Source organism: Serratia sp. PL7 (assembly GCF_945957435.1).
The window spans coordinates 190,600-216,194 of sequence record NZ_CAMFLB010000012.1; the positions used below are offsets into that span (position 1 = coordinate 190,600).

22 protein-coding genes are annotated in these 25,595 nt (G+C 58.5%); 18 read left to right on the forward strand and 4 right to left on the reverse strand.

From position 1 onward, the window contains the following. Positions 1-22 precede the first annotated feature (22 nt). Positions 23-475, forward strand: coding sequence for a flavodoxin (locus tag N6G83_RS34180; RefSeq protein WP_103830293.1), 453 nt, complete (start codon positions 23-25; stop codon positions 473-475). A gap of 57 nt (positions 476-532) precedes the next feature. On the opposite strand, the gene N6G83_RS34185 is transcribed toward N6G83_RS34180, so the two are convergent. The 4 genes from N6G83_RS34185 to map form a co-directional block, all read right to left on the reverse strand. Beyond that, positions 533-922, reverse strand: a complete 390-nt coding sequence (locus N6G83_RS34185) for a DUF3461 family protein (RefSeq protein WP_004931929.1) — start codon at positions 920-922, stop codon at positions 533-535. A gap of 129 nt (positions 923-1,051) precedes the next feature. Beyond that, entirely contained in the window at positions 1,052-1,876 is an 825-nt protein-coding gene (gene dapD, locus N6G83_RS34190; RefSeq protein ID WP_004931932.1) for a 2,3,4,5-tetrahydropyridine-2,6-dicarboxylate N-succinyltransferase, read from the reverse strand. A gap of 42 nt (positions 1,877-1,918) precedes the next feature. After that, positions 1,919-4,582, reverse strand: coding sequence for a bifunctional uridylyltransferase/uridylyl-removing protein GlnD (glnD, locus tag N6G83_RS34195; RefSeq protein ID WP_043139899.1), 2,664 nt, complete (start codon positions 4,580-4,582; stop codon positions 1,919-1,921). 73 nt (positions 4,583-4,655) lie between these two features. Continuing rightward, the gene (gene map / locus N6G83_RS34200) at positions 4,656-5,450 is read right to left on the reverse strand and encodes a type I methionyl aminopeptidase (protein ID WP_004931936.1); all 795 of its coding nucleotides are present in this window, start codon (positions 5,448-5,450) and stop codon (positions 4,656-4,658) included. Positions 5,451-5,795: 345 nt separating this feature from the next. On the opposite strand from map, the gene rpsB reads away from it, so the two are divergent. The 17 genes from rpsB to accA all read left to right on the forward strand — a co-directional run bounded on the left by rpsB (position 5,796) and on the right by accA (position 25,509). Further along, positions 5,796-6,521, forward strand: a complete 726-nt coding sequence (gene rpsB, locus N6G83_RS34205) for a 30S ribosomal protein S2 (protein ID WP_016929891.1) — start codon at positions 5,796-5,798, stop codon at positions 6,519-6,521. Between the two features lie 129 nt (positions 6,522-6,650). Beyond that, the gene (gene tsf / locus N6G83_RS34210) at positions 6,651-7,502 is read left to right on the forward strand and encodes a translation elongation factor Ts (RefSeq protein ID WP_025304037.1); all 852 of its coding nucleotides are present in this window, start codon (positions 6,651-6,653) and stop codon (positions 7,500-7,502) included. A gap of 148 nt (positions 7,503-7,650) precedes the next feature. After that, positions 7,651-8,376, forward strand: coding sequence for a UMP kinase (gene pyrH, locus N6G83_RS34215; RefSeq protein ID WP_004931940.1), 726 nt, complete (start codon positions 7,651-7,653; stop codon positions 8,374-8,376). A 119-nt stretch (positions 8,377-8,495) separates the two neighbouring features. Next, a complete protein-coding gene (frr, locus tag N6G83_RS34220) occupies positions 8,496-9,053 on the forward strand; it encodes a ribosome recycling factor (protein ID WP_004931943.1) in 558 nt (185 codons plus the stop codon). A gap of 157 nt (positions 9,054-9,210) precedes the next feature. Next, positions 9,211-10,407, forward strand: a complete 1,197-nt coding sequence (ispC, locus tag N6G83_RS34225) for a 1-deoxy-D-xylulose-5-phosphate reductoisomerase (protein ID WP_049296151.1) — start codon at positions 9,211-9,213, stop codon at positions 10,405-10,407. A 277-nt stretch (positions 10,408-10,684) separates the two neighbouring features. Continuing rightward, positions 10,685-11,443, forward strand: coding sequence for a (2E,6E)-farnesyl-diphosphate-specific ditrans,polycis-undecaprenyl-diphosphate synthase (ispU, locus tag N6G83_RS34230; protein WP_025304035.1), 759 nt, complete (start codon positions 10,685-10,687; stop codon positions 11,441-11,443). A 9-nt stretch (positions 11,444-11,452) separates the two neighbouring features. Beyond that, on the forward strand, positions 11,453-12,295 hold the full coding sequence (cdsA, locus tag N6G83_RS34235) for a phosphatidate cytidylyltransferase (RefSeq protein ID WP_025304034.1): 843 nt from the start codon (positions 11,453-11,455) through the stop codon (positions 12,293-12,295). 27 nt (positions 12,296-12,322) lie between these two features. Next, positions 12,323-13,678, forward strand: coding sequence for a sigma E protease regulator RseP (gene rseP / locus N6G83_RS34240; RefSeq protein WP_025304033.1), 1,356 nt, complete (start codon positions 12,323-12,325; stop codon positions 13,676-13,678). 35 nt (positions 13,679-13,713) lie between these two features. After that, positions 13,714-16,140: an outer membrane protein assembly factor BamA gene (gene bamA, locus N6G83_RS34245; RefSeq protein WP_033639522.1), complete on the forward strand. Its 2,427-nt coding sequence runs from the start codon at positions 13,714-13,716 to the stop codon at positions 16,138-16,140. A 156-nt stretch (positions 16,141-16,296) separates the two neighbouring features. Continuing rightward, positions 16,297-16,794, forward strand: coding sequence for a molecular chaperone Skp (gene skp, locus N6G83_RS34250; protein ID WP_025304031.1), 498 nt, complete (start codon positions 16,297-16,299; stop codon positions 16,792-16,794). A 3-nt stretch (positions 16,795-16,797) separates the two neighbouring features. Continuing rightward, positions 16,798-17,820, forward strand: a complete 1,023-nt coding sequence (lpxD, locus tag N6G83_RS34255; protein WP_197781365.1) for a UDP-3-O-(3-hydroxymyristoyl)glucosamine N-acyltransferase — start codon at positions 16,798-16,800, stop codon at positions 17,818-17,820. A gap of 160 nt (positions 17,821-17,980) precedes the next feature. Next, positions 17,981-18,436 carry a 3-hydroxyacyl-ACP dehydratase FabZ gene (gene fabZ / locus N6G83_RS34260; RefSeq protein WP_004931962.1) on the forward strand — a complete coding sequence of 152 codons (456 nt, stop codon included), beginning with the start codon at positions 17,981-17,983 and terminating at the stop codon, positions 18,434-18,436. A gap of 3 nt (positions 18,437-18,439) precedes the next feature. Beyond that, positions 18,440-19,228 (forward strand): acyl-ACP--UDP-N-acetylglucosamine O-acyltransferase, encoded by a 789-nt coding sequence (gene lpxA, locus N6G83_RS34265; RefSeq protein WP_025304029.1) that lies wholly within the window; start codon positions 18,440-18,442, stop codon positions 19,226-19,228. A gap of 3 nt (positions 19,229-19,231) precedes the next feature. Continuing rightward, complete coding sequence (gene lpxB / locus N6G83_RS34270; RefSeq protein ID WP_004931967.1) at positions 19,232-20,380, forward strand: lipid-A-disaccharide synthase; 1,149 nt, start codon at positions 19,232-19,234, stop codon at positions 20,378-20,380. Next, entirely contained in the window at positions 20,377-20,970 is a 594-nt protein-coding gene (gene rnhB / locus N6G83_RS34275; protein ID WP_049195379.1) for a ribonuclease HII, read from the forward strand. The genes lpxB and rnhB overlap by 4 nt, the downstream gene beginning before the upstream one ends. A gap of 78 nt (positions 20,971-21,048) precedes the next feature. Continuing rightward, positions 21,049-24,537, forward strand: coding sequence for a DNA polymerase III subunit alpha (dnaE, locus tag N6G83_RS34280; protein ID WP_025304027.1), 3,489 nt, complete (start codon positions 21,049-21,051; stop codon positions 24,535-24,537). A 12-nt stretch (positions 24,538-24,549) separates the two neighbouring features. After that, the gene (gene accA / locus N6G83_RS34285; RefSeq protein WP_019455765.1) at positions 24,550-25,509 is read left to right on the forward strand and encodes an acetyl-CoA carboxylase carboxyl transferase subunit alpha; all 960 of its coding nucleotides are present in this window, start codon (positions 24,550-24,552) and stop codon (positions 25,507-25,509) included. Positions 25,510-25,595 lie beyond the last annotated feature (86 nt).

The following is a 25,595-nucleotide window of genomic DNA, read 5'->3' on the forward strand; positions in this document are numbered from 1 at the left end:
GGTAATGAAGGGAGTTGGAGCCATGGCTCAGGTTGGTATCTTCGTGGGAACGGTCTACGGCAATTCGCTGCTGGTGGCGGAAGAGGCGCAAAACATCCTCAGCGAGCAGGGCCATGAGGTCAAACTGTTCGAAGAGGGCACGCTGGAGGCCTGGCAGTTTTATCGTCAGCACTACGCGCTGGTGATCACCTCCACTACCGGGCAGGGCGATTTGCCGGACAGCATCGCGCCATTGTTCCACGCCATTCGCGATCAGGTTGGCTATCAGCCGGAACTGCGCTACGGGCTGATTGCCCTCGGCGACAGCAGCTATGACAACTTCTGCGGCGCCGGGCGCACGTTTGATGCGTTGCTGCAAGAGCAGGGCGCCACCCGCGTTGGCGAAGTGCTGGAGATTGATGCGATGGAACAGCCGGAGCCGGAAGTGGCCGCCTGCCCGTGGGTCGAGCAGTGGGGCACGCTGCTGCAGTCATAACGTAAAAAGGCGCCGTAAAAGGGCGCCTTAACGATGATGCGGGTCAACCGATCCGCATTACTTGCCGCGGGTGAGTTTTTCCAGATCGGCTTCGATCTCGGCAATCTTGTGCGACACCACGCCCTCGAGATGGCGCAGGTCGTCGAGGATTTTACGCTTCAGATCCACTTCCACCTGATCGCGCTGGCACAGCTGATCCAGTTCGTCGATCACGTAACGCAGGTTCGGGTTGATCTCGTGAATTTCCTTGTAGCCCTGGCCGGCGTTGTCCGCCACCACGGTTTTACGCTGGCGCGGATACTTGAACTTCACGCTCTTGGCGAAGAACTCGCCCTTGTCCTTGCGGAAATAGATCTTGAGGATGTCGTTGTTGGCCTCTTGACGCAGGCTATAGCGATCGACGTCTTCCGGTTGATTGATGCCCAAACTCTTCAAGTTATCGTACATACTGCGCCCTCTTTAGATGTGATCGTTATATTCCACGACTGCGATTATGGCGGAAAGCGAGATCTGCGACTGTGACTGCCAGCGAAACGCAGACAAAAAAATAGCGGGTGAATCACCCGCTATTTCAATTTAGTCGATAGTACGCAATAACTCATTAATGCCGACTTTACCGCGCGTTTTGGCGTCGACTTTCTTGACGATCACCGCGCAGTACAGGCTGTAAGAACCGTCTTTCGACGGCAGGTTACCGGAAACCACCACCGAACCCGCCGGCACGCGGCCGTAATGGATTTCGCCGGTCTCGCGGTCATAGATGCGGGTGCTCTGGCCGAGGTAGACGCCCATCGAAATCACCGAGCCTTCTTCCACGATCACGCCTTCCACCACTTCGGAGCGTGCGCCGATGAAGCAGTTGTCTTCGATGATGGTCGGGTTGGCCTGCAGCGGCTCCAGCACGCCGCCGATGCCGACGCCGCCGGACAGGTGAACGTTCTTGCCTATCTGCGCGCAAGAACCGACGGTGGCCCAGGTGTCGACCATGGTGCCTTCGTCGACGTAGGCGCCGATGTTAACGTAAGACGGCATCAGCACGGTGTTGCGAGCGATGAACGCGCCCTGGCGCACGGTGGCCGGCGGCACGACGCGGAAACCTTCCTTCTGGAAGCGCGCTTCGTCGTAGTCGGCGAATTTCATCGGCACCTTGTCGTAGTAGCGGGTTTCCGCGCCGTCCATTACCTTGTTGTCGTTGATGCGGAAAGAGAGCAGCACGGCTTTCTTCAGCCACTGATGGGTGACCCATTGACCGTCGATCTTCTCGGCAACGCGCAGGGCGCCGCTGTCCAACAGGCCGATCACCTGGTTTACCGCTTCGCGCGTTACGGTGTCTACGTTCGCCGGGGTAATGTCCGCACGGCGTTCGAAGGCGCTTTCAATAACGTTCTGTAATTGCTGCATGCTGTTCTCTTTCCTGATGTTGTCGGTAAAAAGTTACTTGTATCACATTTTATCGTTCGGGGTGAGGGCCTCTGTCAACCGTTGCTCCAACTTTCTGCGCGTTTCTTGGTCGAGCGCGCGCCGCTCGCCGTCGGCCAGAATAAACAAATCCTCGACCCGCTCGCCGATGGTGGAAATGCGCGCGCCGTGCAGCGACAGCCCCAGATCGGCGAACACTTCGCCCACCCGCGCCAGCAGGCCGGGTTGGTCGAGCGCCGTCAGCTCCAGGTAGCTGCGGCGATCGGTGTGGGTCGGCAGGAAGGTGACCTCGGTCGGCACGCTGAAGTGGCGCAGCTTGGAAGAGGGGCGGCGCACACGCGGCGGCTGATACTCTCGTTGGGTGATGGCCTGTAGCAGCGCCTGACGGATCGCCGCGTGGCGATCCTGCGCCAGCGGGCTGCCGTCCGGTTCCAGCACGATAAAGGTGTCCATCGCCATACCGTCGCGGTTAGTGAAGATCTGTGCGTCGTGCACGCTCAGGTTGCGGCGATCCATCTCCCCGGCGACGGCGGCGAACAGATAAGGACGATCCGGGCTCCAGATGAAGATCTCGGTGCCGCCGCGCGTCGCCTGGCGGCTGACCAGCACCAGCGGCTGGGTGGAGTCGTGGGCAAGCAGATGGCGGGCGTGCCAGGCCAGCTGATTCGGCGAGTGGCGCAGGAAATAGTCGGCGCGGCAGCGGCTCCAGATGCGGTGCAGCGCCTCTTCGTCGATGTTGTCCATGCGCAGCAGCGCCAGCGCCTGCAGCCGATGGTGGCGCACGCGTTCGCGCAGATCCGGGCTGTTTTGCATGCCGCGGCGCAGCTGTTTCTCGGTGGCGAAATACAGCTCGCGCAACAGGCTCTGCTTCCAGCTGTTCCACAGGGTTTCGTTGGTGGCGCAGATATCCGCCACCGTCAGGCATACCAGGTAGCGCAGGCGAGTTTCGCTCTGCACTTCGCTGCTGAACTGCTGGATCACCGTCGGATCCTGGATATCGCGGCGCTGCGCGGTGACCGACATCAGCAGGTGGCAGCGCACCAGCCAGGCCACCAGTTGGGTTTCTCGCGAGTTGAGACCGTGCAGCTCGGCGAACTCGACCACGTCCTCCGCGCCGAGGATCGAGTGATCGCCGCCGCGCCCTTTGGCGATATCGTGGAACAAGGCCGCCAGCAGCAGCAGTTCCGGGTGCGGCAGGCGCGGATACAGCTCCACGCACAGCGGATGGCGCGGCCGGGTTTGCGCATCGGCGAAGCTCTCCAGCTTCTGCAGCACCCGGATAGTGTGCTCGTCGACGGTATAGGCGTGGAACAGATCGAACTGCATCTGCCCGACGATCTTGCCCCACTGCGGCATATAAGCCCATAGCACACTGTGACGGTGCATCGGCACCAGCGCGCGCGACACCGCGCCGGGGTGGCGCAGGATGGCCATAAACAGATCGCGCGCTTCCGGGATGGTGCACAGCGGCTGTTTCAGGTGACGGCGCGCGTGGCGCAGCTGGCGCACGGTGGTGGAGTAAATGCCTTTGATCTCGCGGTTGCGCACCATCAGGTAGAACATGCGCATGATGGCTTGCGGCTCGCGGATGAACAGCGTTTCGTCACGCAGATCGATCAGATCGCCGCGCAGCTGGAAATCGTCGTTCAGCGGACGCGGTTTCTCGGTGGCGTCCAGCGCCAGGATGGCCTCGTCGAACAGCTGCAGCAGCATGTGGTTCAGCTCGCTGACGCGCCGCGTCATGCGGTAGAAGTCTTTCATCATGCGTTCGACCGGCTCGTTGCCTTCACCTTCATAGCGCAGCAGCTGCGCCACGTTGAGCTGACGATCGAACAGCAGACGGTTGTCGTAACGCGGCAGCACCAGATGCAGCGCAAAGCGGATGCGCCACAGGAAGCTCTGACATTCGTTCAGTTCGTTGCGCTCGGCCTGGGTGAGGAAACCGAAACCGACCATTTCGTCCAGCGAGGTGGCACCGAAGTGGCGGCGCGCCACCCACAGCAGCGTGTGGATATCGCGCAGGCCGCCGGGGCTGCTTTTGATATCCGGTTCCAGGTTATAGCTGGTGCCATGGTAGCGCTGGTGGCGTTCCTGCTGCTCGTTGATCTTGGCGTGGAAAAACTGCGGCGAAGGCCAAAAGCCGTCGCTGAAGATGTGTTTTTGCATCTGCAGGAACAGCGCGACGTCGCCGCAGATCATGCGCGATTCGATCAGGTTGGTGGCCACGGTCAGATCCGCCAGCCCTTCCAGCAGACACTCTTCCAGGGTGCGCACGCTGTGGCCCACCTCCAGCTTGAGATCCCACAGCAGGGTGATGAATTCGCCGACCCGCTGCGACTGCTGTTCCGTCAGCCGGCGCTGGCTGAGCACTAATACGTCGATGTCCGACAGCGGATGCAGCTCGCCGCGGCCGTAGCCGCCGACCGCCACCAGTGCGGTTTCCGGGATATCTTCGAAGCCGTAGAAGGTCCACAGCCGGCGCAGCAGGCGATCGATGAAGTCGCTGCGCGCCGCCACTAGGCTTTCGGCGCTGGAGCCGGCGTCGAACGCCGCCGCCAGCCACAGCTGAAACTGCTCCAGCCGCTGTTTCAGCACCAGGCAGGTGAGGTCGTCGTCGCCGTAGGCGCTGGGAGAGACGGGTGGCATCGGCACGGCCGGGGCCGCCTGTTGAAGAAGATTGTCAGACATAGTGCGCAGCCCATAAAAAAGGCCGGCATAAGCCGGCCTGGTGATATTCTGCACGCGGCGTTCGTCGCGGTGCTTACATCTCGTGCGTAATGATGTTGGGGATGGTGTCATCCTTGCGCAACGTCATTATTTCGCAGCCGTTATCAGTGACCACAATAGTATGCTCATACTGCGCCGACAAGCTGCGATCTTTGGTTTTTACCGTCCAGCCGTCTTTCATGGTGCGGATGCGGTAGTCGCCGGCGTTGACCATCGGTTCGATGGTGAAAGCCATGCCTGCCTGCAGCACTACACCACCGTCGTCCGCGTCATAGTGCAGCACCTGCGGCTCTTCGTGGAACACTTCGCCGATGCCGTGGCCGCAGTACTCGCGCACCACGGAGAACTTCTCGGCTTCGACGAATTGCTGAATAGCCTTGCCCAGGGTGCGCAGACGGATGCCCGGTTTGACCATCTTCAGCGCCAGATACAGGCTTTCCTGAGTGACGCGGCACAGGCGCTCGCCCAGAATGGTCGGTTTGCCGACGATGAACATCTTAGAGGTGTCGCCATGGAAACCGTCTTTAATCACGGTCACGTCGATATTGACGATGTCGCCGTCTTTCAGCGTTTTGTCGTCGCTCGGGATGCCGTGGCACACCACTTCGTTCACCGATATACACACGGATTTCGGGAAGCCGTGATAGCCGAGGCAGGCGGAAATGGCCTGCTGCTCGTTGGTGATGTACTCGTGACAGATACGGTCCAGCTCGCCGGTGGTCACGCCAGGTTTGACGTGCGGCTCGATGATCTCCAGCACTTCGGCGGCCAGGCGGCCGGCCACGCGCATTTTTTGGATGTCATCAGGTGTTTTAATTGAGATTGCCATGAAATTTGTCCGCAGGTGTCGTTATCGTCGACAATAAGAAGCAGTGACTTATGGTATCAGCCCGGCCGGAGGCTGCCAAATTTCATTTCCCGACGCCCGGCGAAAAGCAACAAAAGTTGGTGTCGGCAGCGGGTTTATGGTATAAAGCGCGCCGGCGATCCGCGACTTGGTTCTTGTGACCTGGCAGGAATTGGCCGAAAATACTTTAACTGCACTCATTTTGTGTAAATAACACACACGTATCGGCACATCCGCCGGGGTGCCCTGAGGTGACTTGTCGCCGCCAGGGTCGGCGTTATGGGATACGTGGAGGCATAACCCCAATTAATCTATAGAGGTTTAATCATGGCAACTGTTTCCATGCGCGACATGCTCAAGGCTGGTGTTCACTTTGGTCACCAGACCCGTTACTGGAACCCGAAAATGAAGCCTTTCATCTTCGGCGCTCGTAACAAGGTTCACATCATCAACCTGGAGCAGACCGTACCAATGTTCAACGCCGCTCTGGCTGAACTGAGCAAGATCTCTTCCCGTAAAGGCAAGATCCTGTTCGTTGGTACCAAACGCGCAGCAAGCGAAGCGGTAAAAGACGCTGCGAACAGCTGTGATCAGTTCTTCGTGAACCACCGCTGGTTGGGTGGCATGCTGACTAACTGGAAAACCGTTCGTCAGTCCATCAAGCGTTTGAAAGATCTGGAAATCCAGTCTCAAGACGGCACCCTGGACAAGCTGACCAAGAAAGAAGCGCTGATGCGCACTCGTGAACTGGCCAAGCTGGAAAACTCCCTGGGCGGTATCAAGGATATGGGCGGTCTGCCAGACGCACTGTTCGTTATCGATGCCGATCACGAGCACATCGCGATCAAAGAAGCCAACAACCTGGGTATCCCGGTATTCTCTATCGTTGATACCAACTCCAACCCAGACGGCGTTGACTTCATCATCCCTGGTAACGACGACGCAATCCGTGCAGTAAACCTGTACCTGACTGCTGTTGCTGCCGCTGTGCGTGAAGGTCGTTCTCAAGATCTGGCCGTTCAGGCGGAAGAAGGCTTCGTAGAAGCTGAATAATAAGGCAAGCTCGTCACTGAGCCCTTATTAACCAGGTATTGACATATGTTGGTTAGGGGGGCCTGTAAAGGCCCCCTTTGCTTATCTGAATGAGAACTGTCTCCACGCGAGATAACCGAGGAAAAATAAATGGCTGATATTACCGCTGCCCTGGTAAAAGAACTGCGCGAGCGTACCGGCGCTGGCATGATGGATTGCAAGAAGGCGCTGGTTGAATCCAACGGCGACATCGAACTGGCAATCGAAAACATGCGTAAGTCCGGTGCGATCAAAGCCGCTAAAAAAGCAGGCAACGTAGCTGCTGACGGCGTGATCAAAACCAAGATCGAAGGCAACTACGGCATCATTCTGGAAGTTAACTGCCAGACTGACTTCGTCGCGAAAGACGCCGGTTTCCAGGCGTTCGCCGACAAAGTGCTGGATGCCGCTATGGCCGGCAAAATCACTGACGTTGACGTGCTGAAAGCACAGTTCGAAGAAGAGCGCGTAGCGCTGGTGGCAAAAATCGGTGAAAACATCAACATTCGCCGCGTTGCTTCCCTGGAAGGCGACGTGCTGGGCAGCTACCTGCACGGCGCGCGTATCGGCGTTCTGGTTGCGGCTAAAGGCGCTGACGACGAGCTGGTCAAGCAAATCGCAATGCACATTGCGGCGAGCAAGCCAGAGTTCGTGAAGCCAGAAGACGTGTCTGCTGAAGTGGTAGAAAAAGAGTACCAGGTTCAGCTGGACATCGCCATGCAGTCAGGCAAGCCGAAAGAAATCGCAGAGAAAATGGTTGAAGGCCGCATGAAGAAATTCACCGGCGAAGTTTCTCTGACCGGTCAGCCTTTCGTTATGGATCCGAGCAAATCTGTTGCTCAGGTGCTGAAAGAGCACAACGCTGACGTGACCAACTTCATTCGCTTCGAAGTGGGCGAAGGCATCGAGAAAGTCGAAACCGACTTCGCTGCTGAAGTTGCCGCGATGAGCAAACAGTCTTAATGACTGTCGATGGAACCGCCGTCTGGCGGTTCCATACTATCCAGCCAGAATTACACCGGTGGCAGGCCCTGCAGCGTGATACTCACCTCAGGCGCGTTTCATCGGCTGAAATCCCCAATACTAATACTGCTTCTTAGGACAGAACACCATGGCAACCAATGCAAAACCCGTATATCAGCGTATTCTGCTTAAACTGAGTGGCGAAGCCCTGCAAGGTGCAGAAGGTTTTGGTATCGACGCCAGCGTTTTGGATCGCATGGCTCAGGAAGTGAAAGAGCTGGTCGAACTGGGAATTCAGGTCGGTGTAGTTATTGGCGGCGGGAACTTGTTCCGCGGCGCGGGCCTGGCGCAAGCCGGCATGAACCGCGTAGTGGGCGACCACATGGGAATGCTGGCTACCGTGATGAACGGCCTGGCTATGCGTGATGCACTGCACCGTGCCTATGTGAACGCCCGCCTGATGTCGGCGATCCCGCTGAACGGCGTGTGTGATAATTACAGCTGGGCAGAGGCGATCAGCCTGCTGCGCAACAACCGCGTGGTGATCTTCTCCGCCGGTACCGGCAACCCGTTCTTCACCACCGATTCCGCCGCTTGCCTGCGCGGTATCGAGATCGAAGCCGACGTGGTGCTGAAAGCCACCAAAGTGGATGGCGTATACTCCGCCGATCCGGTGAAAAACCCGGATGCGACGCTGTATGAACAATTAACCTATCAGGACGTGCTGGAGCGCGAGCTGAAAGTGATGGATCTGGCGGCGTTTACGCTGGCCCGCGATCACGGTCTGCCGATCCGCGTGTTCAACATGAACAAGCCTGGCGCACTGCGCCGCGTGGTGATGGGTGAGAACGAAGGTACGCTGATCAGCAAATAAGGCTGTTCGCCCCCCTTTTTCGGAGCGCGTGACGCCAGGCGCCGCGCGCTCTTCGAGTACGATTACGGGCTATACTTGAGTATCGCCTGCCAAGTAACCAGCTTCCAAGGGTTTGCAACGTGACTAATGAAATCAGAAAAGATGCTGATTCACGCATGGAAAAAAGCGTAGAAGCATTCAAAAACCAAATCAGCAAGATCCGCACCGGCCGCGCTTCTCCAAGCATTCTGGACGGCATCATGGTGGAATACTACGGCGCCGCTACGCCGCTGCGTCAGCTGGCCAACGTAACCGTAGAAGACTCCCGCACGCTGAAAATCAACGTGTTCGACCGCAGCCTGAGCCAGGCCGTTGAGAAAGCGATCATGAGCTCCGATCTGGGCCTCAACCCGTCTTCCGCCGGTTCTGACATTCGTGTTCCGCTGCCTCCGCTGACCGAAGAGCGTCGTAAGGATCTGATCAAGATCGTGCGCGGCGAAGCCGAGCAGGGTCGCGTAGCGGTGCGTAACGTGCGTCGTGACGCCAACGACAAGGTCAAGGCGCTGCTGAAAGACAAAGAGATCAGCGAAGACGAAGAACGTCGCTCACAAGACGAGATTCAGAAAATGACCGACGCTTACATCAAGCTGGTCGACGCCGCGCTGGCGGAGAAAGAAAAAGAGCTGATGGATTTCTAATCAGCATCGCGCAGAAAGAAAGCGTCGCCTGGGCGGCGCTTTGTTTTTTGTGGCGCAGATCCCGTTTCATCGTACTGAAAGATCATGGACAAGCGGTGTCCAAGGTTCCACACTGGAACACCTCCGATCTCATCAGACAGTTATTCAGAGTGAACTCATGAAGCAACTGACCATTCTTGGCTCGACCGGCTCGGTAGGGACCAGTACCCTGGCCGTGGTCAGGGCGAATCCCGACCGTTTTGCGATCAAAGCGCTGGTGGCCGGCCGTAACGTCGCGGTCATGGCGCAGCAATGCATGGAATTCCGGCCCGCCTTCGCCGCGATGGCGGATGAAAACGCCGCGCGCGAGCTGCGCGCTGTCCTGGCGGAAAACGGTGTCGCTACCGAAGTCTTGGCCGGAGAACAAGCGGCCTGCGAGCTGGCAGCGTTGGATGACGTCGATCAAGTGACGGCGGCCATCGTCGGCGCTGCGGGGCTGTTGCCGACGCTGGCGGCGATCCGCGCCGGCAAACAGGTACTGCTGGCCAACAAAGAATCGCTGGTCACCTGCGGCCGTCTGTTTATGGACGCGGTGCGGCAAAGCCAGGCGCAACTGCTGCCGCTCGACAGCGAGCACAACGCAATTTTTCAGAGTTTGCCTGAGAACATTCAGCGTCAGTTGGGATACTCTTCATTGGACAGTCATGGTGTTTCGCGCATCGTGCTTACCGGTTCCGGCGGCCCGTTCCGCACCACGCCGTTGGAACAGTTCGCCGCGATGACGCCGGATCAAGCCTGCGCCCACCCGAACTGGTCGATGGGCCGCAAGATCTCGGTGGATTCCGCCACCATGATGAACAAAGGTCTGGAATACATTGAGGCCCGCTGGCTGTTTAACGCCTCGGCCGAGCAAATGGAAGTGATCCTGCACCCGCAGTCGGTGATTCACTCGATGGTGCGCTATGCCGACGGCAGCGTGCTGGCGCAGTTGGGGACGCCGGATATGCGCACGCCGATCGCCCACGCGATGGCGTATCCGCAGCGCGTGAACTCCGGCGTGGAAGCGCTGGACTTCTGCCGCATCGGTTCGCTGACCTTCGCCGAACCGGAACGCGAACGTTATCCTTGCCTGTACTTGGCGATCGAGGCGTTCGAGGCCGGTCAGGCGGCGACCACCGCGCTGAACGCGGCCAACGAAATCGCCGTGGCGGCATTTTTGCAGCAGCAGATCCGCTTTACCGACATTGCCGCGGTCAACCGCCAGGTGGTGGAACGTCTCGCGCTGCAGGAACCGACCTGCATCGACGCGGTCTTAGACATTGACCGTCAGGCGCGCGCCGCTGCCGAGGAGCGCGTTCGCGCGTTGTGCGGCTGATCACGGCGATTATCCGATTTTGCTCGTAATTCGCGCGTGCCGCAGCGGGGCCGTTTGTTCATGCCCCGCTGAGGTGGTATAGTCTGCGCCACCTGTCAGCGGTTATACCGTTGAATTATGGCCCGATTGGCGCTCTGTGCGCCAATGGCGGCCCGGCTGTGCCGGGTATCGCGAGGGCAGGCTGAAAGCCGTGTCGGGCACACGGCTTTTTTTGCGCGTAAGGGCCTGATGTTCCGGAAAGGCAGTTATATTTCTACTGAGGAAATAAGTACGAGTTATGTCGTCCGCAAACCAACAAGAGGCTAATCCATCTTCCCAGGGGCCGCGCCATGTCGCCATTATCATGGACGGTAACGGACGCTGGGCCAAACGTCAGGGCAAGTTACGTGTCTTCGGTCATAAAGCAGGGGTGAAATCGGTTCGCCGCGCGGTCAGTTTTGCCGCCAGCCACCATTTAGATGCACTCACGCTTTATGCCTTCAGCAGCGAAAACTGGAACCGTCCGGTGCAGGAAGTCTCCGCCCTGATGGAGCTTTTTGTCCGCGCTCTGGATAGTGAAGTAAAAAGCCTGCATAAACATAACGTCAGGCTGCGGGTGATCGGCGATATCAGCCGATTCAGCGCGCGTTTGCAGGAGCGGATCCGCCGCTCTGAGGCACTGACGGAAAATAACGATGGCCTGACGCTCAATATCGCTGCCAACTACGGTGGCCGTTGGGATATCATTCAGGGAGTAAGGGAACTGGCCGAACAGGTACGGGTAGGGGAGTTGCACCCGGATCAGATCAGCGAGGAATTATTGAGCGAGCGGGTTTGCATGAGCGACCTGGCGCCGGTGGATCTGGTTATCCGCACCGGTGGCGAGCATCGCATCAGTAATTTCCTGCTGTGGCAAATCGCCTATGCTGAACTTTACTTTACTGATGTGCTCTGGCCTGATTTCGATGAACTTGTCTTTGAAGGTGCGCTGAATGCATTTGCACAACGTGAGCGCCGCTTCGGGGGAACAACACCTATCGGCGCCGATGCGTCCTAGGGAGAACTTTTGCTGAAGTATCGCCTCATAACTGCTCTGATTTTAATCCCGATCGTTATCGCGGCGCTGTTCCTGTTGCCGCCGCTGGCCTTTGCTCTGGTAACGCTCGTCGTGTGCATGTTAGCAGCCTGGGAGTGGGGCCAATTGGCCGGTTTTACCTCCCGTTCGCAGCGCATCTGGTTGGCGATACTGTGCGGTTTTCTGCTGGCGTTGATGATGCTCAGCGTCCCCGCTTACCATCAATCCGTGCCGCAGATAAGCGGCTCGCTGTGGCTGTCGCTGGCTTGGTGGCTGGCGGCGTTGCTGCTGGTGTTGTTCTATCCCGGCTCGGCCTCTATCTGGCGCAATTCGCGCCCGCTGCGCCTGCTGTTCGGTTTGCTGACCATCGTGCCGTTCTTCTGGGGCATGCTGGCGCTGCGCCAGTTCGGCTACGAGCAAAATCCGTTTACCGGCGCCTGGTGGCTGCTGTACGTGATGCTGCTGGTGTGGGGCGCGGATTCCGGCGCCTACATGTTCGGCAAGCTGTTCGGCAAGCATAAACTGGCACCGAAGGTCTCGCCGGGTAAAACCTGGGAAGGGTTGATCGGCGGGCTGCTGACGTCGGCGGTGATCTCGTGGCTGTTCGGCCGCTATGCGCCGCTGAACGTGGTGCCGACCACGCTGCTGGCCTGTTCGGTGATCGCCGCGCTGGCTTCGGTGCTGGGCGATTTGACCGAAAGCATGTTCAAACGCGAAGCGGGCATCAAGGACAGCGGGCATTTGATTCCCGGTCATGGCGGCATACTGGATCGTATCGACAGCCTGACCGCGGCGGTGCCGGTGTTTGCCTGCATGATGCTGTTGGTGTTTTAATCCGTCGATGACGGAAAGTGAGGGATGATGGTCAGCGTGCTTTGGAACCTGGTGGCGTTTCTGATTGCGCTCGGTATCTTGATTACCGTGCATGAGTTCGGACACTTTTGGGTTGCCCGTCGTTGCGGCGTGCGCGTTGAACGCTTTTCCATCGGCTTCGGCCGGGCGCTGTGGCGCCGTACCGATCGCCAGGGCACCGAGTACGTCATCGCTCTGATCCCGCTTGGCGGTTACGTGAAGATGCTGGACGAGCGCGTGGAGTCGGTGGCGCCGGAAATGCGCCATCAGGCCTTTAACAACAAAACCGTCTGGCAGCGCGCGGCCATCATCAGCGCCGGCCCCATCGCCAACTTCCTGTTTGCTATCCTTGCCTATTGGCTGGTGTTCATCATCGGCGTGCCGAGTTTCCGCCCGGTGATCGGCGAAATCGCGCCGCAATCCATCGCCGCCAAGGCCGAAATTTCGTCTGGCATGGAACTAAAGTCGGTTGACGGCATCGAAACGCCTGATTGGGAATCAGTTCGTCTGGCGCTGGTGGCGAAGATTGGCGATGCGCAAACCGAAGTCGGCGTCGCGCCGTTCGGCTCTTCGCAGGTGGTGACCAAAACCCTGGATTTGCGCCAGTGGAACTTTGAACCGGACAAGCAGGATCCCGTTGTCGCGCTGGGCATTATGCCGCGCGGCCCGCAGATCGAATCCGTGTTGGCGGAAGTGCAGCCTAACTCGGCGGCGCAAAAGGCGGGTTTACAAGCGGGGGACAGGATCGTTAAAGTCGATGGTCAGCCGTTGGGTCGTTGGCAGACGCTGGTGAAGCGTATCCACGATGGCCCGGGGCAGCCGCTGGCTTTGGAGATTGAAAGAAACGGCGCCCCCTTGTCTTTGACGCTGATACCGGATACAAAGCCGGTGGGAAAAGACAAATCGGTGGGGTTTGCAGGCATCATTCCAAAGGTGCTGCCGCTGCCGGAAGAGTATAAGACGATTCGCCAGTATGGACCGTTCCCGGCGCTGTATCAGGCCGGCGACAAGACCTGGCAGCTGATGCGGCTGACGGTCAACATGCTGGGCAAATTAATAACCGGTGATGTAAAGCTGAACAACCTGAGTGGCCCGATCTCGATTGCACAGGGAGCTGGGGCGTCAGCCGGAGTCGGATTCGTGTATTATCTGATGTTCCTGGCGTTGATTAGCGTCAACCTGGGGATCATCAACCTGTTCCCATTACCGGTGTTAGATGGTGGGCATCTCCTCTTCCTGGCGATAGAAAAGCTGAAGGGTGGGCCGGTTTCCGAGCGAGTACAGGACTACAGCTACCGCATAGGTTCGATCGTGCTGGTGTTGTTGATGGGTCTTGCACTTTTCAATGATTTTTCCCGCCTCTAGGGGCGGGGATAGGTTAGGAAGAACGCATAACAACGATGGCGATGAAAAAGTTGCTCATAGCGTCGCTGCTGTTTGGCAGCGCCACCGTATACGGTGCAGACGGGTTCGTAGTGAAAGACATTCATTTCGAAGGCCTGCAGCGAGTTGCCGTCGGTGCGGCGTTACTCAACATGCCGGTTCGCGTCGGCGATACTGTCACTGACGATGACATCAGTAATACCATTCGTGCCTTGTTTGCCACCGGCAACTTCGAGGACGTGCGCGTACTGCGCGATGGTAATACCTTGATCGTGCAGGTGAAGGAACGTCCTACCATCGCCAGCATCACTTTCTCCGGCAACAAGTCGGTGAAAGATGACATGCTCAAGCAGAACCTGGAAGCCTCCGGCGTCCGGGTGGGCGAGGCGCTCGACCGCACCACGATCTCCAGCATTGAAAAAGGGCTGGAAGACTTCTACTACAGCGTCGGTAAATACAGCGCCTCGGTGAAAGCCGTAGTCACGCCGTTGCCGCGCAACCGTGTCGACCTGAAACTGGTGTTCACGGAAGGGGTCTCCGCCAAGATTCAACAAATCAACATCGTCGGCAACCATGCTTTCACCAACGACGAACTGATCTCACGCTTCCAACTGCGTGACGAAGTGCCGTGGTGGAACCTGGTCGGCGACCGCAAATACCAGAAGCAGAAACTGGCGGGCGATCTCGAAACCCTGCGCAGCTTCTATCTGGATCGCGGCTATGCCCGCTTCAACATCGATTCTACCCAGGTGAGCCTGACGCCGGATAAAAAAGGCATCTACATCACCATCAACATCACCGAAGGCGAGCAGTACAAGCTTTCCGATGTTGTCGTGAACGGCAACCTGGCCGGCCACTCGGCGGAAGTCGCTCAGATCACCAAAATTGAGCCAGGCGAGCTGTACAACGGCAGCAAGGTGACCAAAATGGAAGACAACATCAAAACGATGTTGGGCCGTTATGGTTACGCCTACCCGCGCGTCGGCACTCAGCCTGAGATCAACGACGCGGATAAAACCGTCAAGCTGCACGTCAACGTTGACGCGGGCAACCGCTTCTACGTGCGTCGCATCAAGTTCGAAGGTAACGACACCAGCAAGGATTCCGTACTGCGTCGCGAAATGCGCCAGATGGAAGGCGCCTGGCTCGGCAACGAGCAGGTCGAGCAGGGTAAAGAGCGTCTGAACCGTCTGGGCTATTTCGAAACGGTTGACGTGGAAACCCAGCGCGTGCCGGGCACCGCCGATCAGGTCGACGTGACCTATAAGGTGAAAGAACGCAACACCGGTACCTTTAACTTCGGCGTCGGTTACGGCACCGAGAGCGGCGTCAGCTTCCAGGCCGGCGTGCAGCAGGATAACTGGTTGGGTACCGGCTACTCGGTCGGCATCAGCGGCACCAAGAACGACTACCAGACCTATACCGAACTGTCGGTCACCAACCCGTACTTCACCGTTGACGGTGTGAGCCTGGGCGGCCGCATCTTCTACAACGACTTTAAGGCGGATGACGCGGATCTGTCGGACTATACCAACAAGAGTTACGGTATCGACGGTACGCTGGGCTTCCCGATCAACGAAAACAACTCGTTGCGCACCGGCCTGGGCTACGTCCACAACGGTCTGTCGAACATGCAGCCGCAGATCGCCATGTGGCGTTACCTCGACTCGATGGGCGTGGATGCGAACAAGACCGACCGCGCCAGCTACTCGACGGACGACTTTACGCTGAACCTGGGCTGGACCTATAACAACCTGGACCGCGGCTACTTCCCGACCTCGGGTAACCGCACCACGTTGAACGGCAAGGTCACCATTCCGGGCTCGGACAACGAATACTACAAGGTGACGCTGGACAGCGTACAGTACGTGCCGATCAACGACGACCGCACCTGGGTGCTGTTGGGTCGCGGCCGTCTGGGTTACGCGGATGGGCTGGGCGGCAAGGAAATGCCGTTCTATGAGAACTTCTATGCCGGTGGTTCGAGCACCGTGCGCGGCTTCCAGTCCAACACCATTGGTCCGAAGGCGGTGTACTACAACTCCAACTCGTACCAGTGTCAGTTCAACGCCGGCAGCACGACCGATCGTCAGAGCATCTGTAGCTCGGATGACGCGGTAGGCGGTAACGCCATGGCGGTCGCCAGCCTGGAGCTGATCACCCCGACGCCGTTCATCAGCGAGAAATACGCCAACTCGGTGCGGACGTCGCTGTTCATCGATGCCGGTACCGTGTGGGACACCAAGTGGAAGAATACCAACGAAACGCTGATGTACGGCGTGCCGGACTACAGCAAAGCCAGTAATATTCGTTCTTCCGCCGGTATCGCGCTGCAGTGGATGTCGCCACTGGGGCCGTTGGTGTTCTCTTACGCCAACCCGATCAAGAAATACGAAGGCGACAAGTCCGAACAGTTCCAGTTTAACATCGGTAAGACCTGGTAACGGGTCTCGCCTCTGGGCATAACAGTTATTAAGAATCGCAATGGCCAGGCGCCCGCCGGCAGAGGGAGATGATTCTCATTGTTTGGTGGGACAAGTCTGGCAAATTGTGTACTTCAGTGTCATATGACACAAATGGGTGATGGTAAGGAGTTTATAGTGAAAAAGTGGTTGTGTGCCGCAGGCCTCGGTTTAGCAATGGCTGCTTCAGCTGGCGTTCAGGCAGCAGATAAGATCGCTGTCGTTAACGTCTCCAGCATTTTCCAACAGCTGCCGGCCCGCGAAACGGTCGCTAAACAGCTGGAAAACGAGTTTAAAGGCCGTGCAAGCGAACTCCAGAACATGGAACGTAGCCTGCAGACCAAAATGCAGCGTCTGCAGCGTGACGGCGCTACCATGAAAGCCAGCGATCGCAGCAAGTTGGAAAAAGACGTGATGGCGCAGCGCGAGCAGTTCTCTCAGAAAGCGCAGGCTTTCGAGCAGGACAACCGTCGTCGCCAGATGGAAGAGCGTAACAAGATCCTGAGCCGCATTCAGGACGCGGTGAAATCTGTCGCCAGCAAAGGCGGTTATGACGTGGTGATCGACGCCAACGCCGTTGCCTATGCAGACTCTTCCAAAGATATCACTGCTGACGTGCTGAAACAGGTTAAATAACACATGCTTTCAATTCGACTGGCTGATTTAGCGCAGCAGTTGGATGCACAATTGCACGGTGATGGCGATCTCGTCATCACCGGCATTGCTTCTATGCATTCGGCACAGCCTGGCCAAATCACGTTTTTGTCAAACAGCCGCTATCAAGAGCAGCTGTCTTCCTGCCAGGCAAGCGCCGTGGTGCTTACCGAAGCGGATTTACCACACTGCCGTGCTGCGGCGCTGGTGGTTAAGAACCCTTACCTGACCTATGCGCGCATGGCGCAGCTGATGGACACCACGCCGTCGCCGGCCCAGGATATCGCGCCAAGCGCGGTGATCTCACCTGAAGCGCAGCTGGGGCAGAACGTCGCCATTGGGGCGAACACGGTGATCGAGTCGGGTGCGGTGCTTGGCGATAACGTGGTTATCGGCCCGGGCTGCTTCATCGGCAAACACGCACGCATCGGCGCGGGAACGCGTCTGTGGGCGAACGTCACGATTTATCATGCGGTCGAAATCGGCCAGCGTTGCCTGATCCAGTCGGGCACCGTGATCGGCGCAGACGGTTTCGGCTATGCGAATGAGCGCGGCGAGTGGATCAAAATCCCTCAGTTGGGCACGGTGATTATCGGCGATCGCGTCGAAATCGGCGCTTGCACCACCATTGACCGCGGCGCTTTGGATAACACCCAAATCGGGAATGGTGTTATCATCGACAACCAATGCCAGATTGCACATAACGTCGTGATTGGCGACAATACCGCCGTCGCCGGCGGTGTGATCATGGCCGGCAGCCTGAAAATCGGCCGCTACTGCCAGATTGGCGGTGCCAGCGTGATCAACGGTCACATGGAAATTGCCGACAAGGTGGTTGTCACCGGAATGGGAATGGTTATGCGACCAATCACCGAACCTGGGGTATACTCTTCGGGCATTCCGTTGCAGCCTAACAAGGTTTGGCGTAAAACCGCTGCGTTGGTGATGAATATCGATGAGATCAGCAAACGCTTGAAAGCTGTCGAACGTAAAGTCGGAAAAGACTAATCATTGCCGCCCGCCCTAGCGGGTACAAAACGAAACGCGTTGGTCGTGAGACCAAAAGCGCAAAGAGATGTTAATTTGCGGCCTGCATGATGATCTCCTTTTGGGGTCAGCGCAGGCCGTGTTGTTGATGCCATCAGTTTTTAGAGACAGGAAGAGTATTTTGACTACTGACACTCATACTCTGGATATTGCAGAAATTTTGGATCTGCTTCCTCACCGTTACCCGTTCTTGCTGGTCGACCGCGTCCTCGAGTTTGAAGAGCACAAATATCTGCGTGCGGTGAAGAACGTATCGGTGAACGAACCGTTTTTCCAGGGCCACTTCCCTGGCAAACCGATTTTCCCAGGCGTATTGATCCTGGAAGCCATGGCGCAGGCCACCGGTATCCTGGCGTTTAAAAGCGTCGGCAAACTGGAGCCGGGCGAGCTGTATTACTTCGCCGGTATCGACGAAGCACGCTTCAAGCGCCCTGTGGTGCCAGGCGATCAGATGGTCATGGAAGTCACCTTCGAGAAAACTCGCCGCGGTCTGACTCGCTTCAAAGGCGTGGCGACCGTTGACGGTAAAATTGTCTGCGAAGCAACCATGATGTGTGCCCGCAGCCGGGAGGCTTAATCCGTGATTGACCAAACCGCCTTTATCCATCCTAGCGCGATAGTCGAAGAGGGCGCCGTGATCGGCGCCAACGTGCATATCGGCCCTTTCTGCTACGTCGGCTCCCAGGTGGAAATCGGCGCCGGCACGGTGCTGAAATCCCACGTGGTGGTGAACGGTATTACCAAGATTGGCTGCGATAACCAGATTTATCAGTTCGCTTCCATCGGTGAAGTGAACCAGGATCTGAAATACGCAGGCGAACCGACGCGCGTTGAAGTGGGCGATCGCAACCGCATCCGCGAAAGCGTCACCATTCACCGCGGCACTGCGCAGGGCACCGGCCTGACCAAAGTGGGCAACGATAACCTGCTGATGGTCAATGTGCACGTTGCCCACGACTGTGTGGTCGGCAATTCTTGCGTGTTGGCCAACAATGCCACGCTGGCGGGGCATGTGGAAATCGACGATCACGCCATTATCGGCGGCATGACGGCGATCCACCAGTTCTGCATTATCGGTGCGCATGTGATGGTAGGCGGTTGTTCCGGTGTCGCTCAGGACGTGCCTCCATTCGTCATCGCTCAGGGCAACCACGCTACGCCATTTGGCGTCAACGCGGTCGGCCTGAAGCGCCGCGGTTTTGATAAGGATGAAATGCAGGCGATCCGCAACGCCTACAAAATCCTGTATCGCAGTGAAAAAACGCTGGATGAAGCGAAGGCGGAAATCGAAGCCCTGGCCAAAGAGCAGCCGGTGGTGCAGCAGTACCTCGATTTCTTCACCCGTTCCACCCGCGGCATCATTCGCTGAGCTATGTCGAATCGTCCATTGACTATCGGACTGGTCGCCGGAGAAACCTCCGGTGACATTCTCGGCGCCGGTTTGATCCGCGCGCTCAAGGCGCAGATCCCCGACGCGCGTTTCGTTGGCGTCGCCGGTCCGCTAATGCAGGCCGAAGGCTGCGAAGCCTGGTACGAAATGGAAGAGCTGGCGGTCATGGGCGTGGTGGAAGTGCTCGAGCGCTTGCCACGCCTCTTGAAGATCCGCAAGGATCTCACTCGCCGCTTCGGTGAGCTGCGGCCGGACGTGTTTGTCGGCATCGACGCGCCGGACTTCAACATCACGCTGGAAGGCCGCCTCAAGCAGCGCGGCATTCGCACCATCCACTACGTCAGCCCGTCCGTGTGGGCCTGGCGGCAAAAGCGCGTTTTCAAAATTGGCAAAGCCACCGATTTGGTGCTGGCCTTTCTCCCTTTCGAAAAAGCGTTTTACGATCGTTTCAACGTCCCTTGCCGGTTTATCGGCCACACCATGGCGGACGCCATGCCGCTGCAGCCCGATCGGTTGGCGGCGCGTGCTCAGCTTGGCATCGCTCCGCAGGCGCGCTGTTTGGCCTTGCTGCCGGGCAGCCGCGGCGCCGAAGTCGAGATGCTGAGCGCCGACTTCCTCAAAACCGCGCAGCTGCTGCGCACGCGTTATCCCGAGCTGGAAGTGGTGGTGCCGCTGGTTAACGCCAAACGGCGCGAGCAGTTTGAGCGCATCAAGGCCGAGGTTGCGCCGGATCTGACGGTACATCTGCTGAACGGCCAGGGGCGCGAGGCGATGATCGCCAGCGACGCGGCGCTGCTGGCGTCCGGCACGGCGGCGCTGGAGTGCATGCTGGCCAAGTGCCCGATGGTGGTGGGCTATCGCATGAAGCCGTTCACTTTCTGGCTGGCGCAGAAGCTGGTGAAAACGCCTTACGTTTCGCTGCCGAATCTGTTGGCGGGGCGCGAAATTGTCACCGAGCTGCTGCAGCATGACTGCGTGCCGGACAAACTGGCCGCCGCCGTGATGCCACTGTTGGAAGAGAGCCCGGAAACCGACGCGCTGAAACAAACTTTCCTTACCTTGCACCAAAGCATTCGTTGCGGTGCGGACGAACAGGCCGCTCAGGCTGTGTTGGAGCTGGCGAAAGCATGATTGAACCCTTTATCTATCCCGCTGCCACGCTGATTGCCGGTGTGGACGAAGTGGGCCGCGGCCCGTTGGTCGGCGCGGTGGTCACCGCTGCCGTGATCCTCGATCCGGCGCAGCCGATCGTCGGTCTGGCGGACTCCAAGAAACTCAGTGAAAAACGCCGCCTGGCGCTGTATGACGAAATCGTCGCCAAGGCGCTCTCCTGGAGCCTGGGGCGCGCCGAACCGGCGGAAATCGACCAGCTGAATATTTTGCACGCCACCATGTTGGCGATGCAGCGCGCGGTGGCCGGGTTGCATATCGCGCCGGACATGGTTTTAATCGACGGTAACCGTTGCCCGAACCTGCCGATGCGTTCGCAGGCGGTGGTGAAGGGCGACAGCCGTGTGGCGGAGATCAGCGCGGCGTCCATTCTGGCGAAGGTCACGCGCGATCGCGAAATGGCCGAGCTGGACAGCGAGTTCCCGGACTACGGTTTCGCGCAGCATAAAGGCTACCCGACCGCCTTCCACCTGGAGCGGCTGGCCGCGCTGGGCGCCACCGAGCATCACCGCCGCAGCTTCGCGCCGGTGAAAAGAGCGCTGGCGCTGTAGTCTGCGGGCCTGACCGGGCTCGACGATAGCATTAACCCGGGCTCAGCCTGCTGAGCCCCTTCAATCAGGTATCTGGAGATGGCCGAACCTCGTTTTATTCACCTGCGCGTCCACAGTGACTACTCCATGATTGATGGATTGGCCAAGACGGCGCCGCTGGTGAAAAGAGCCGCCGCGTTAGCCATGCCTGCTCTGGCAATCACTGATTTCACCAACCTGTGCGGGCTGGTGAAGTTCTACGGCAGCGCGCACGGCGCCGGGATCAAACCGATCATCGGCGCGGATTTCCATGTGCAAAGCGATGAGCTGGGCGACGAACTGGCTCAGCTGACGGTGCTGGCCAGCAACAACGAAGGCTACCAGAACCTGACGCTGCTGATTTCCCGCGCCTATCAGCGTGGCTACGGCGCCGCCGGCCCGACCATTGATCGCGACTGGCTGATTGAACATCGCGAAGGGCTGATCCTGCTTTCCGGCGCGCGTCAGGGCGACGTCGGCAAGTTCCTGCTGCGCGGTAACCAGGCGCAGGTGGATCAATGCCTGGACTTCTACCAACAGTATTTCCCGGACTGTTACTACCTGGAACTGATCCGCACCGGCCGCCCGGACGAAGAGAACTATCTGCATGCGGCGGTGGCGCTGGCCACCGAGCGCGGTTTGCCGGTGGTGGCCACCAACGACGTGCGCTTCCTGGTGGAAGACGATTTTGACGCTCATGAAATTCGCGTCGCCATTCACGACGGTTTTACGCTGGACGATCCCAAGCGGCCACGCAACTACAGCCCGCAGCAATACATGCGCAGCGAAGACGAGATGTGCGAGCTGTTCGCCGACATCCCGGAAGCGCTGCTGAACAGCGTCGAGATCGCCAAGCGCTGTAACGTCACCATTCGCCTCGGCGAATACTTCCTGCCGCAGTTCCCAACCGGCGATATGAGCACCGAGGACTTCCTGGTGCTCAAATCTAAAGAAGGGCTGGAAGAGCGTCTCGAGTTCCTGTTCCCCGATCCTGAAGTGCGCGCGCAGCGCCGCCCGGAATACGACGAGCGTCTGGACGTCGAGCTGAAGGTGATCAACCAGATGGGGTTCCCCGGCTACTTCCTGATCGTGATGGAGTTTATCCAGTGGTCAAAGGACAACAACGTGCCGGTAGGCCCAGGGCGCGGCTCCGGCGCCGGTTCTCTGGTGGCCTATGCGTTGAAAATCACCGACCTCGATCCGCTGGAATTCGACCTGCTGTTCGAACGCTTCCTGAACCCGGAACGTGTTTCGATGCCCGACTTCGACGTCGACTTCTGCATGGAGAAGCGCGACCAGGTGATCGAGCACGTGGCGGAGATGTACGGCCGCGAAGCGGTATCGCAGATCATCACCTTCGGGACCATGGCGGCGAAAGCGGTTATCCGCGACGTAGGCCGGGTGCTGGGGCACCCGTACGGCTTCGTCGATCGCATCTCCAAACTGGTGCCGCCGGATCCGGGCATGACGCTGGAGAAAGCCTTTGCCGCCGAACCGCAGCTGCCGGAGATTTACGAGGCCGATGAAGAGGTCAAGGCGCTGATCGACATGGCGCGCAAGCTGGAAGGGGTAACGCGCAACGCCGGTAAACACGCCGGTGGCGTGGTGATCGCGCCGACCAAGATCACCGACTTCGCGCCGCTGTACTGCGACGCCGAAGGGCACCATCCGGTGACCCAGTTCGACAAGAACGACGTGGAATACGCCGGGCTGGTGAAGTTCGACTTCCTCGGCCTGCGTACTCTGACCATCATCGACTGGGCGCTGGAAATGATCAACGCCCGGCGCGCCAAGACCGGGCTGGAACCGATCGACATCGCCGCCATTCCGCTCGACGACAAGAAAAGCTTCGACATGCTGCAGCGCTCGGAAACCACGGCGGTGTTCCAGCTTGAATCGCGCGGCATGAAAGATTTGATCAAACGCCTGAAGCCCGACTGCTTCGAAGACATGATCGCACTGGTGGCGCTGTTCCGTCCGGGGCCGCTGCAGTCGGGGATGGTGGATAACTTCATCGACCGCAAGCACGGCCGCGAAGAGATCTCCTACCCGGACATTCAGTGGCAGCACGAGTCGCTCAAGCCGGTGCTGGAACCGACCTACGGCATCATCCTGTATCAGGAACAGGTGATGCAGATTGCCCAGGTGTTGGCCGGCTACACCTTGGGTGGCGCGGACATGCTGCGTCGTGCGATGGGTAAAAAGAACCCGGTCGAAATGGCCAAGCAGCGCGGCGGCTTTGAAGACGGCGCGAAATCGCGCGGCATCGACGGTGAACTGTCGGTGAAAATCTTCGACCTGGTGGAGAAATTCGCCGGTTACGGCTTCAACAAATCGCACTCCGCCGCCTATGCGTTGGTGTCGTATCAGACGCTGTGGCTGAAGGCGCACTACCCGGCCGAGTTTATGGCGGCGGTCATGACCGCCGATATGGACAACACCGACAAAGTGGTTGGGCTGGTGGACGAATGTTGGCGCATGGGGCTGAAGATCCTGCCGCCGGACATCAACAGTGGCCTGTATCACTTCCACGTCAACGACGATGGCGAGATCGTTTATGGCATCGGCGCGATCAAGGGCGTGGGGGAAGGGCCGATCGAGGCCATTATCGAGGCGCGCAACAGCGGCGAACAAGGTTACTTCAAAGACCTGTTCGACCTGTGCGCGCGCTCTGACATCAAGAAACTGAACCGCCGCATTCTGGAAAAACTGATCATGTCCGGGGCGTTCGATCGCCTTGGGCCGCACCGCGCCGCGCTGATGAATTCGCTCGGCGACGCGTTGAAAGCGGCGGATCAGCATGCGAAAGCCGAAGCTATTGGCCAGGTGGATATGTTTGGCGTACTGGCGGAAGCGCCGGAGCAGGTGGAGCAATCCTACGCCAATATTGCGCCCTGGCCAGAGCAGGTGGTGCTGGACGGTGAGCGGGAGACGCTGGGGCTCTACCTGACTGGCCACCCGATCACCCAGTACCTGAAGGAAATCGAACGTTACGCCGGTGGCCAGCGTTTGAAAGACATGCACCCGACGGATCGGGGCAAAATGACTACCGCCGTCGGGTTGGTGGTCGCCGCGCGGGTCATGGTGACCAAGCGCGGCAACCGTATCGGCATTTGCACGCTGGATGACCGTTCGGGCCGTCTGGAAGTGATGCTATTCACCGAAGCGCTAGAAAAATACCAGCATTTGTTGGAAAAAGACCGTATCCTTATCGCCAGTGGACAGGTCAGCTTTGATGACTTTAGCGGCGGGCTTAAAATGATGGCCCGCGAGGTAATGGACATCAGTGAAGCCCGGGAAAAATACGCTCGCGGGCTTGCTATCTCGCTGACTGACAGGCAAATTGATGACCAGCTTTTGAACCGTCTCCGTCAGTCGTTGGAACCCCATCGCTCGGGGACGATTCCAGTGCATCTCTACTATCAACGGGAAGATGCACGAGCCAAGCTGCGTTTTGGCGCAACCTGGCGCGTGACGCCCACCGACCGCTTGTTGATCGATTTGCGGACGTTGGTAGGCAATGAGCAGGTGGACTTGGAATTTGACTAAAATAGGAATGCTATGAGTCTGAATTTTCTTGATTTTGAACAGCCGATTGCAGAGCTGGAAGCGAAAATTGACTCGCTGACTGCAGTCAGCCGTCAAGACGAAAAATTAGATATTAATCTGGACGAAGAGGTTCAGCGCCTGCGTGAAAAGAGCGTTGAGCTGACGCGCAAGATTTTTGCCGATCTTGGGGCCTGGCAGATTGCCCAATTGGCACGCCACCCGCGCCGTCCTTATACCCTGGATTATATCAAACACATCTTTACCGACTTCGAAGAGTTGGCGGGCGATCGCGCTTACGCTGACGACAAAGCGATCGTCGGTGGCATTGCGCGCCTGGATGGCCGCCCGGTGATGATCATCGGGCACCAGAAAGGCCGTGAAACCAAAGAGAAGATCCGCCGCAACTTCGGCATGCCGGCGCCGGAAGGTTACCGTAAGGCGCTGCGCCTGATGGAAATGGCCGCCCGCTTCAAGATGCCGCTCATCACCTTTATCGATACTCCGGGCGCTTATCCGGGCGTGGGTGCGGAAGAACGCGGCCAGTCAGAAGCCATCGCGCGCAACCTGCGTGAGATGTCGCGTCTGAACATCCCGGTCATCTGCACCGTCATCGGCGAAGGTGGCTCCGGCGGCGCGCTGGCGATCGGCGTGGGCGATAAAGTGAACATGCTGCAGTACAGCACCTACTCGGTGATTTCGCCGGAAGGCTGTGCCTCCATCCTGTGGAAGAGTGCCGACAAGGCACCGCTGGCCGCAGAAGCGATGGGCATTACCGCACCGCGTCTGAAAGAGTTAAAGCTGATCGATTCGGTAATCCCGGAGCCGCTGGGTTCCGCGCACCGCGACGTGCCGGCGATGGCTGCCGCGCTGAAAGCGCAGCTGCTGGCCGATCTGAAAGATCTGGATGGTCTGAACGACGAAGAGTTGCTCAACCGTCGCTACCAGCGTTTGATGAACTACGGCTACTGCTGAGTTCTGTTCTTCGCTGCAAGAAACCGCCTCCGGGCGGTTTTTTTTTGGCTACACACCGCCGGATTTTCGTGGTGTTATAGAGACTT

Excerpts from the sequence above, each read along its gene's own strand:
- N6G83_RS34180 (WP_103830293.1), top strand. The coding sequence starts at position 23 with ATGGCTCAGGTTGGTATCTTCGTGGGAACGGTCTACGGCAATTCGCTG.
- N6G83_RS34185 (WP_004931929.1), bottom strand. The coding sequence starts at position 922 with ATGTACGATAACTTGAAGAGTTTGGGCATCAATCAACCGGAAGACGTC.
- dapD (WP_004931932.1), bottom strand. The coding sequence starts at position 1,876 with ATGCAGCAATTACAGAACGTTATTGAAAGCGCCTTCGAACGCCGTGCG.
- glnD (WP_043139899.1), bottom strand. The coding sequence starts at position 4,582 with ATGTCTGACAATCTTCTTCAACAGGCGGCCCCGGCCGTGCCGATGCCA.
- map (WP_004931936.1), bottom strand. The coding sequence starts at position 5,450 with ATGGCAATCTCAATTAAAACACCTGATGACATCCAAAAAATGCGCGTG.
- rpsB (WP_016929891.1), top strand. The coding sequence starts at position 5,796 with ATGGCAACTGTTTCCATGCGCGACATGCTCAAGGCTGGTGTTCACTTT.
- tsf (WP_025304037.1), top strand. The coding sequence starts at position 6,651 with ATGGCTGATATTACCGCTGCCCTGGTAAAAGAACTGCGCGAGCGTACC.
- pyrH (WP_004931940.1), top strand. The coding sequence starts at position 7,651 with ATGGCAACCAATGCAAAACCCGTATATCAGCGTATTCTGCTTAAACTG.
- ispC (WP_049296151.1), top strand. The coding sequence starts at position 9,211 with ATGAAGCAACTGACCATTCTTGGCTCGACCGGCTCGGTAGGGACCAGT.
- ispU (WP_025304035.1), top strand. The coding sequence starts at position 10,685 with ATGTCGTCCGCAAACCAACAAGAGGCTAATCCATCTTCCCAGGGGCCG.
- rseP (WP_025304033.1), top strand. The coding sequence starts at position 12,323 with ATGGTCAGCGTGCTTTGGAACCTGGTGGCGTTTCTGATTGCGCTCGGT.
- bamA (WP_033639522.1), top strand. The coding sequence starts at position 13,714 with ATGGCGATGAAAAAGTTGCTCATAGCGTCGCTGCTGTTTGGCAGCGCC.
- lpxD (WP_197781365.1), top strand. The coding sequence starts at position 16,798 with ATGCTTTCAATTCGACTGGCTGATTTAGCGCAGCAGTTGGATGCACAA.
- lpxB (WP_004931967.1), top strand. The coding sequence starts at position 19,232 with ATGTCGAATCGTCCATTGACTATCGGACTGGTCGCCGGAGAAACCTCC.
- rnhB (WP_049195379.1), top strand. The coding sequence starts at position 20,377 with ATGATTGAACCCTTTATCTATCCCGCTGCCACGCTGATTGCCGGTGTG.
- dnaE (WP_025304027.1), top strand. The coding sequence starts at position 21,049 with ATGGCCGAACCTCGTTTTATTCACCTGCGCGTCCACAGTGACTACTCC.
- accA (WP_019455765.1), top strand. The coding sequence starts at position 24,550 with ATGAGTCTGAATTTTCTTGATTTTGAACAGCCGATTGCAGAGCTGGAA.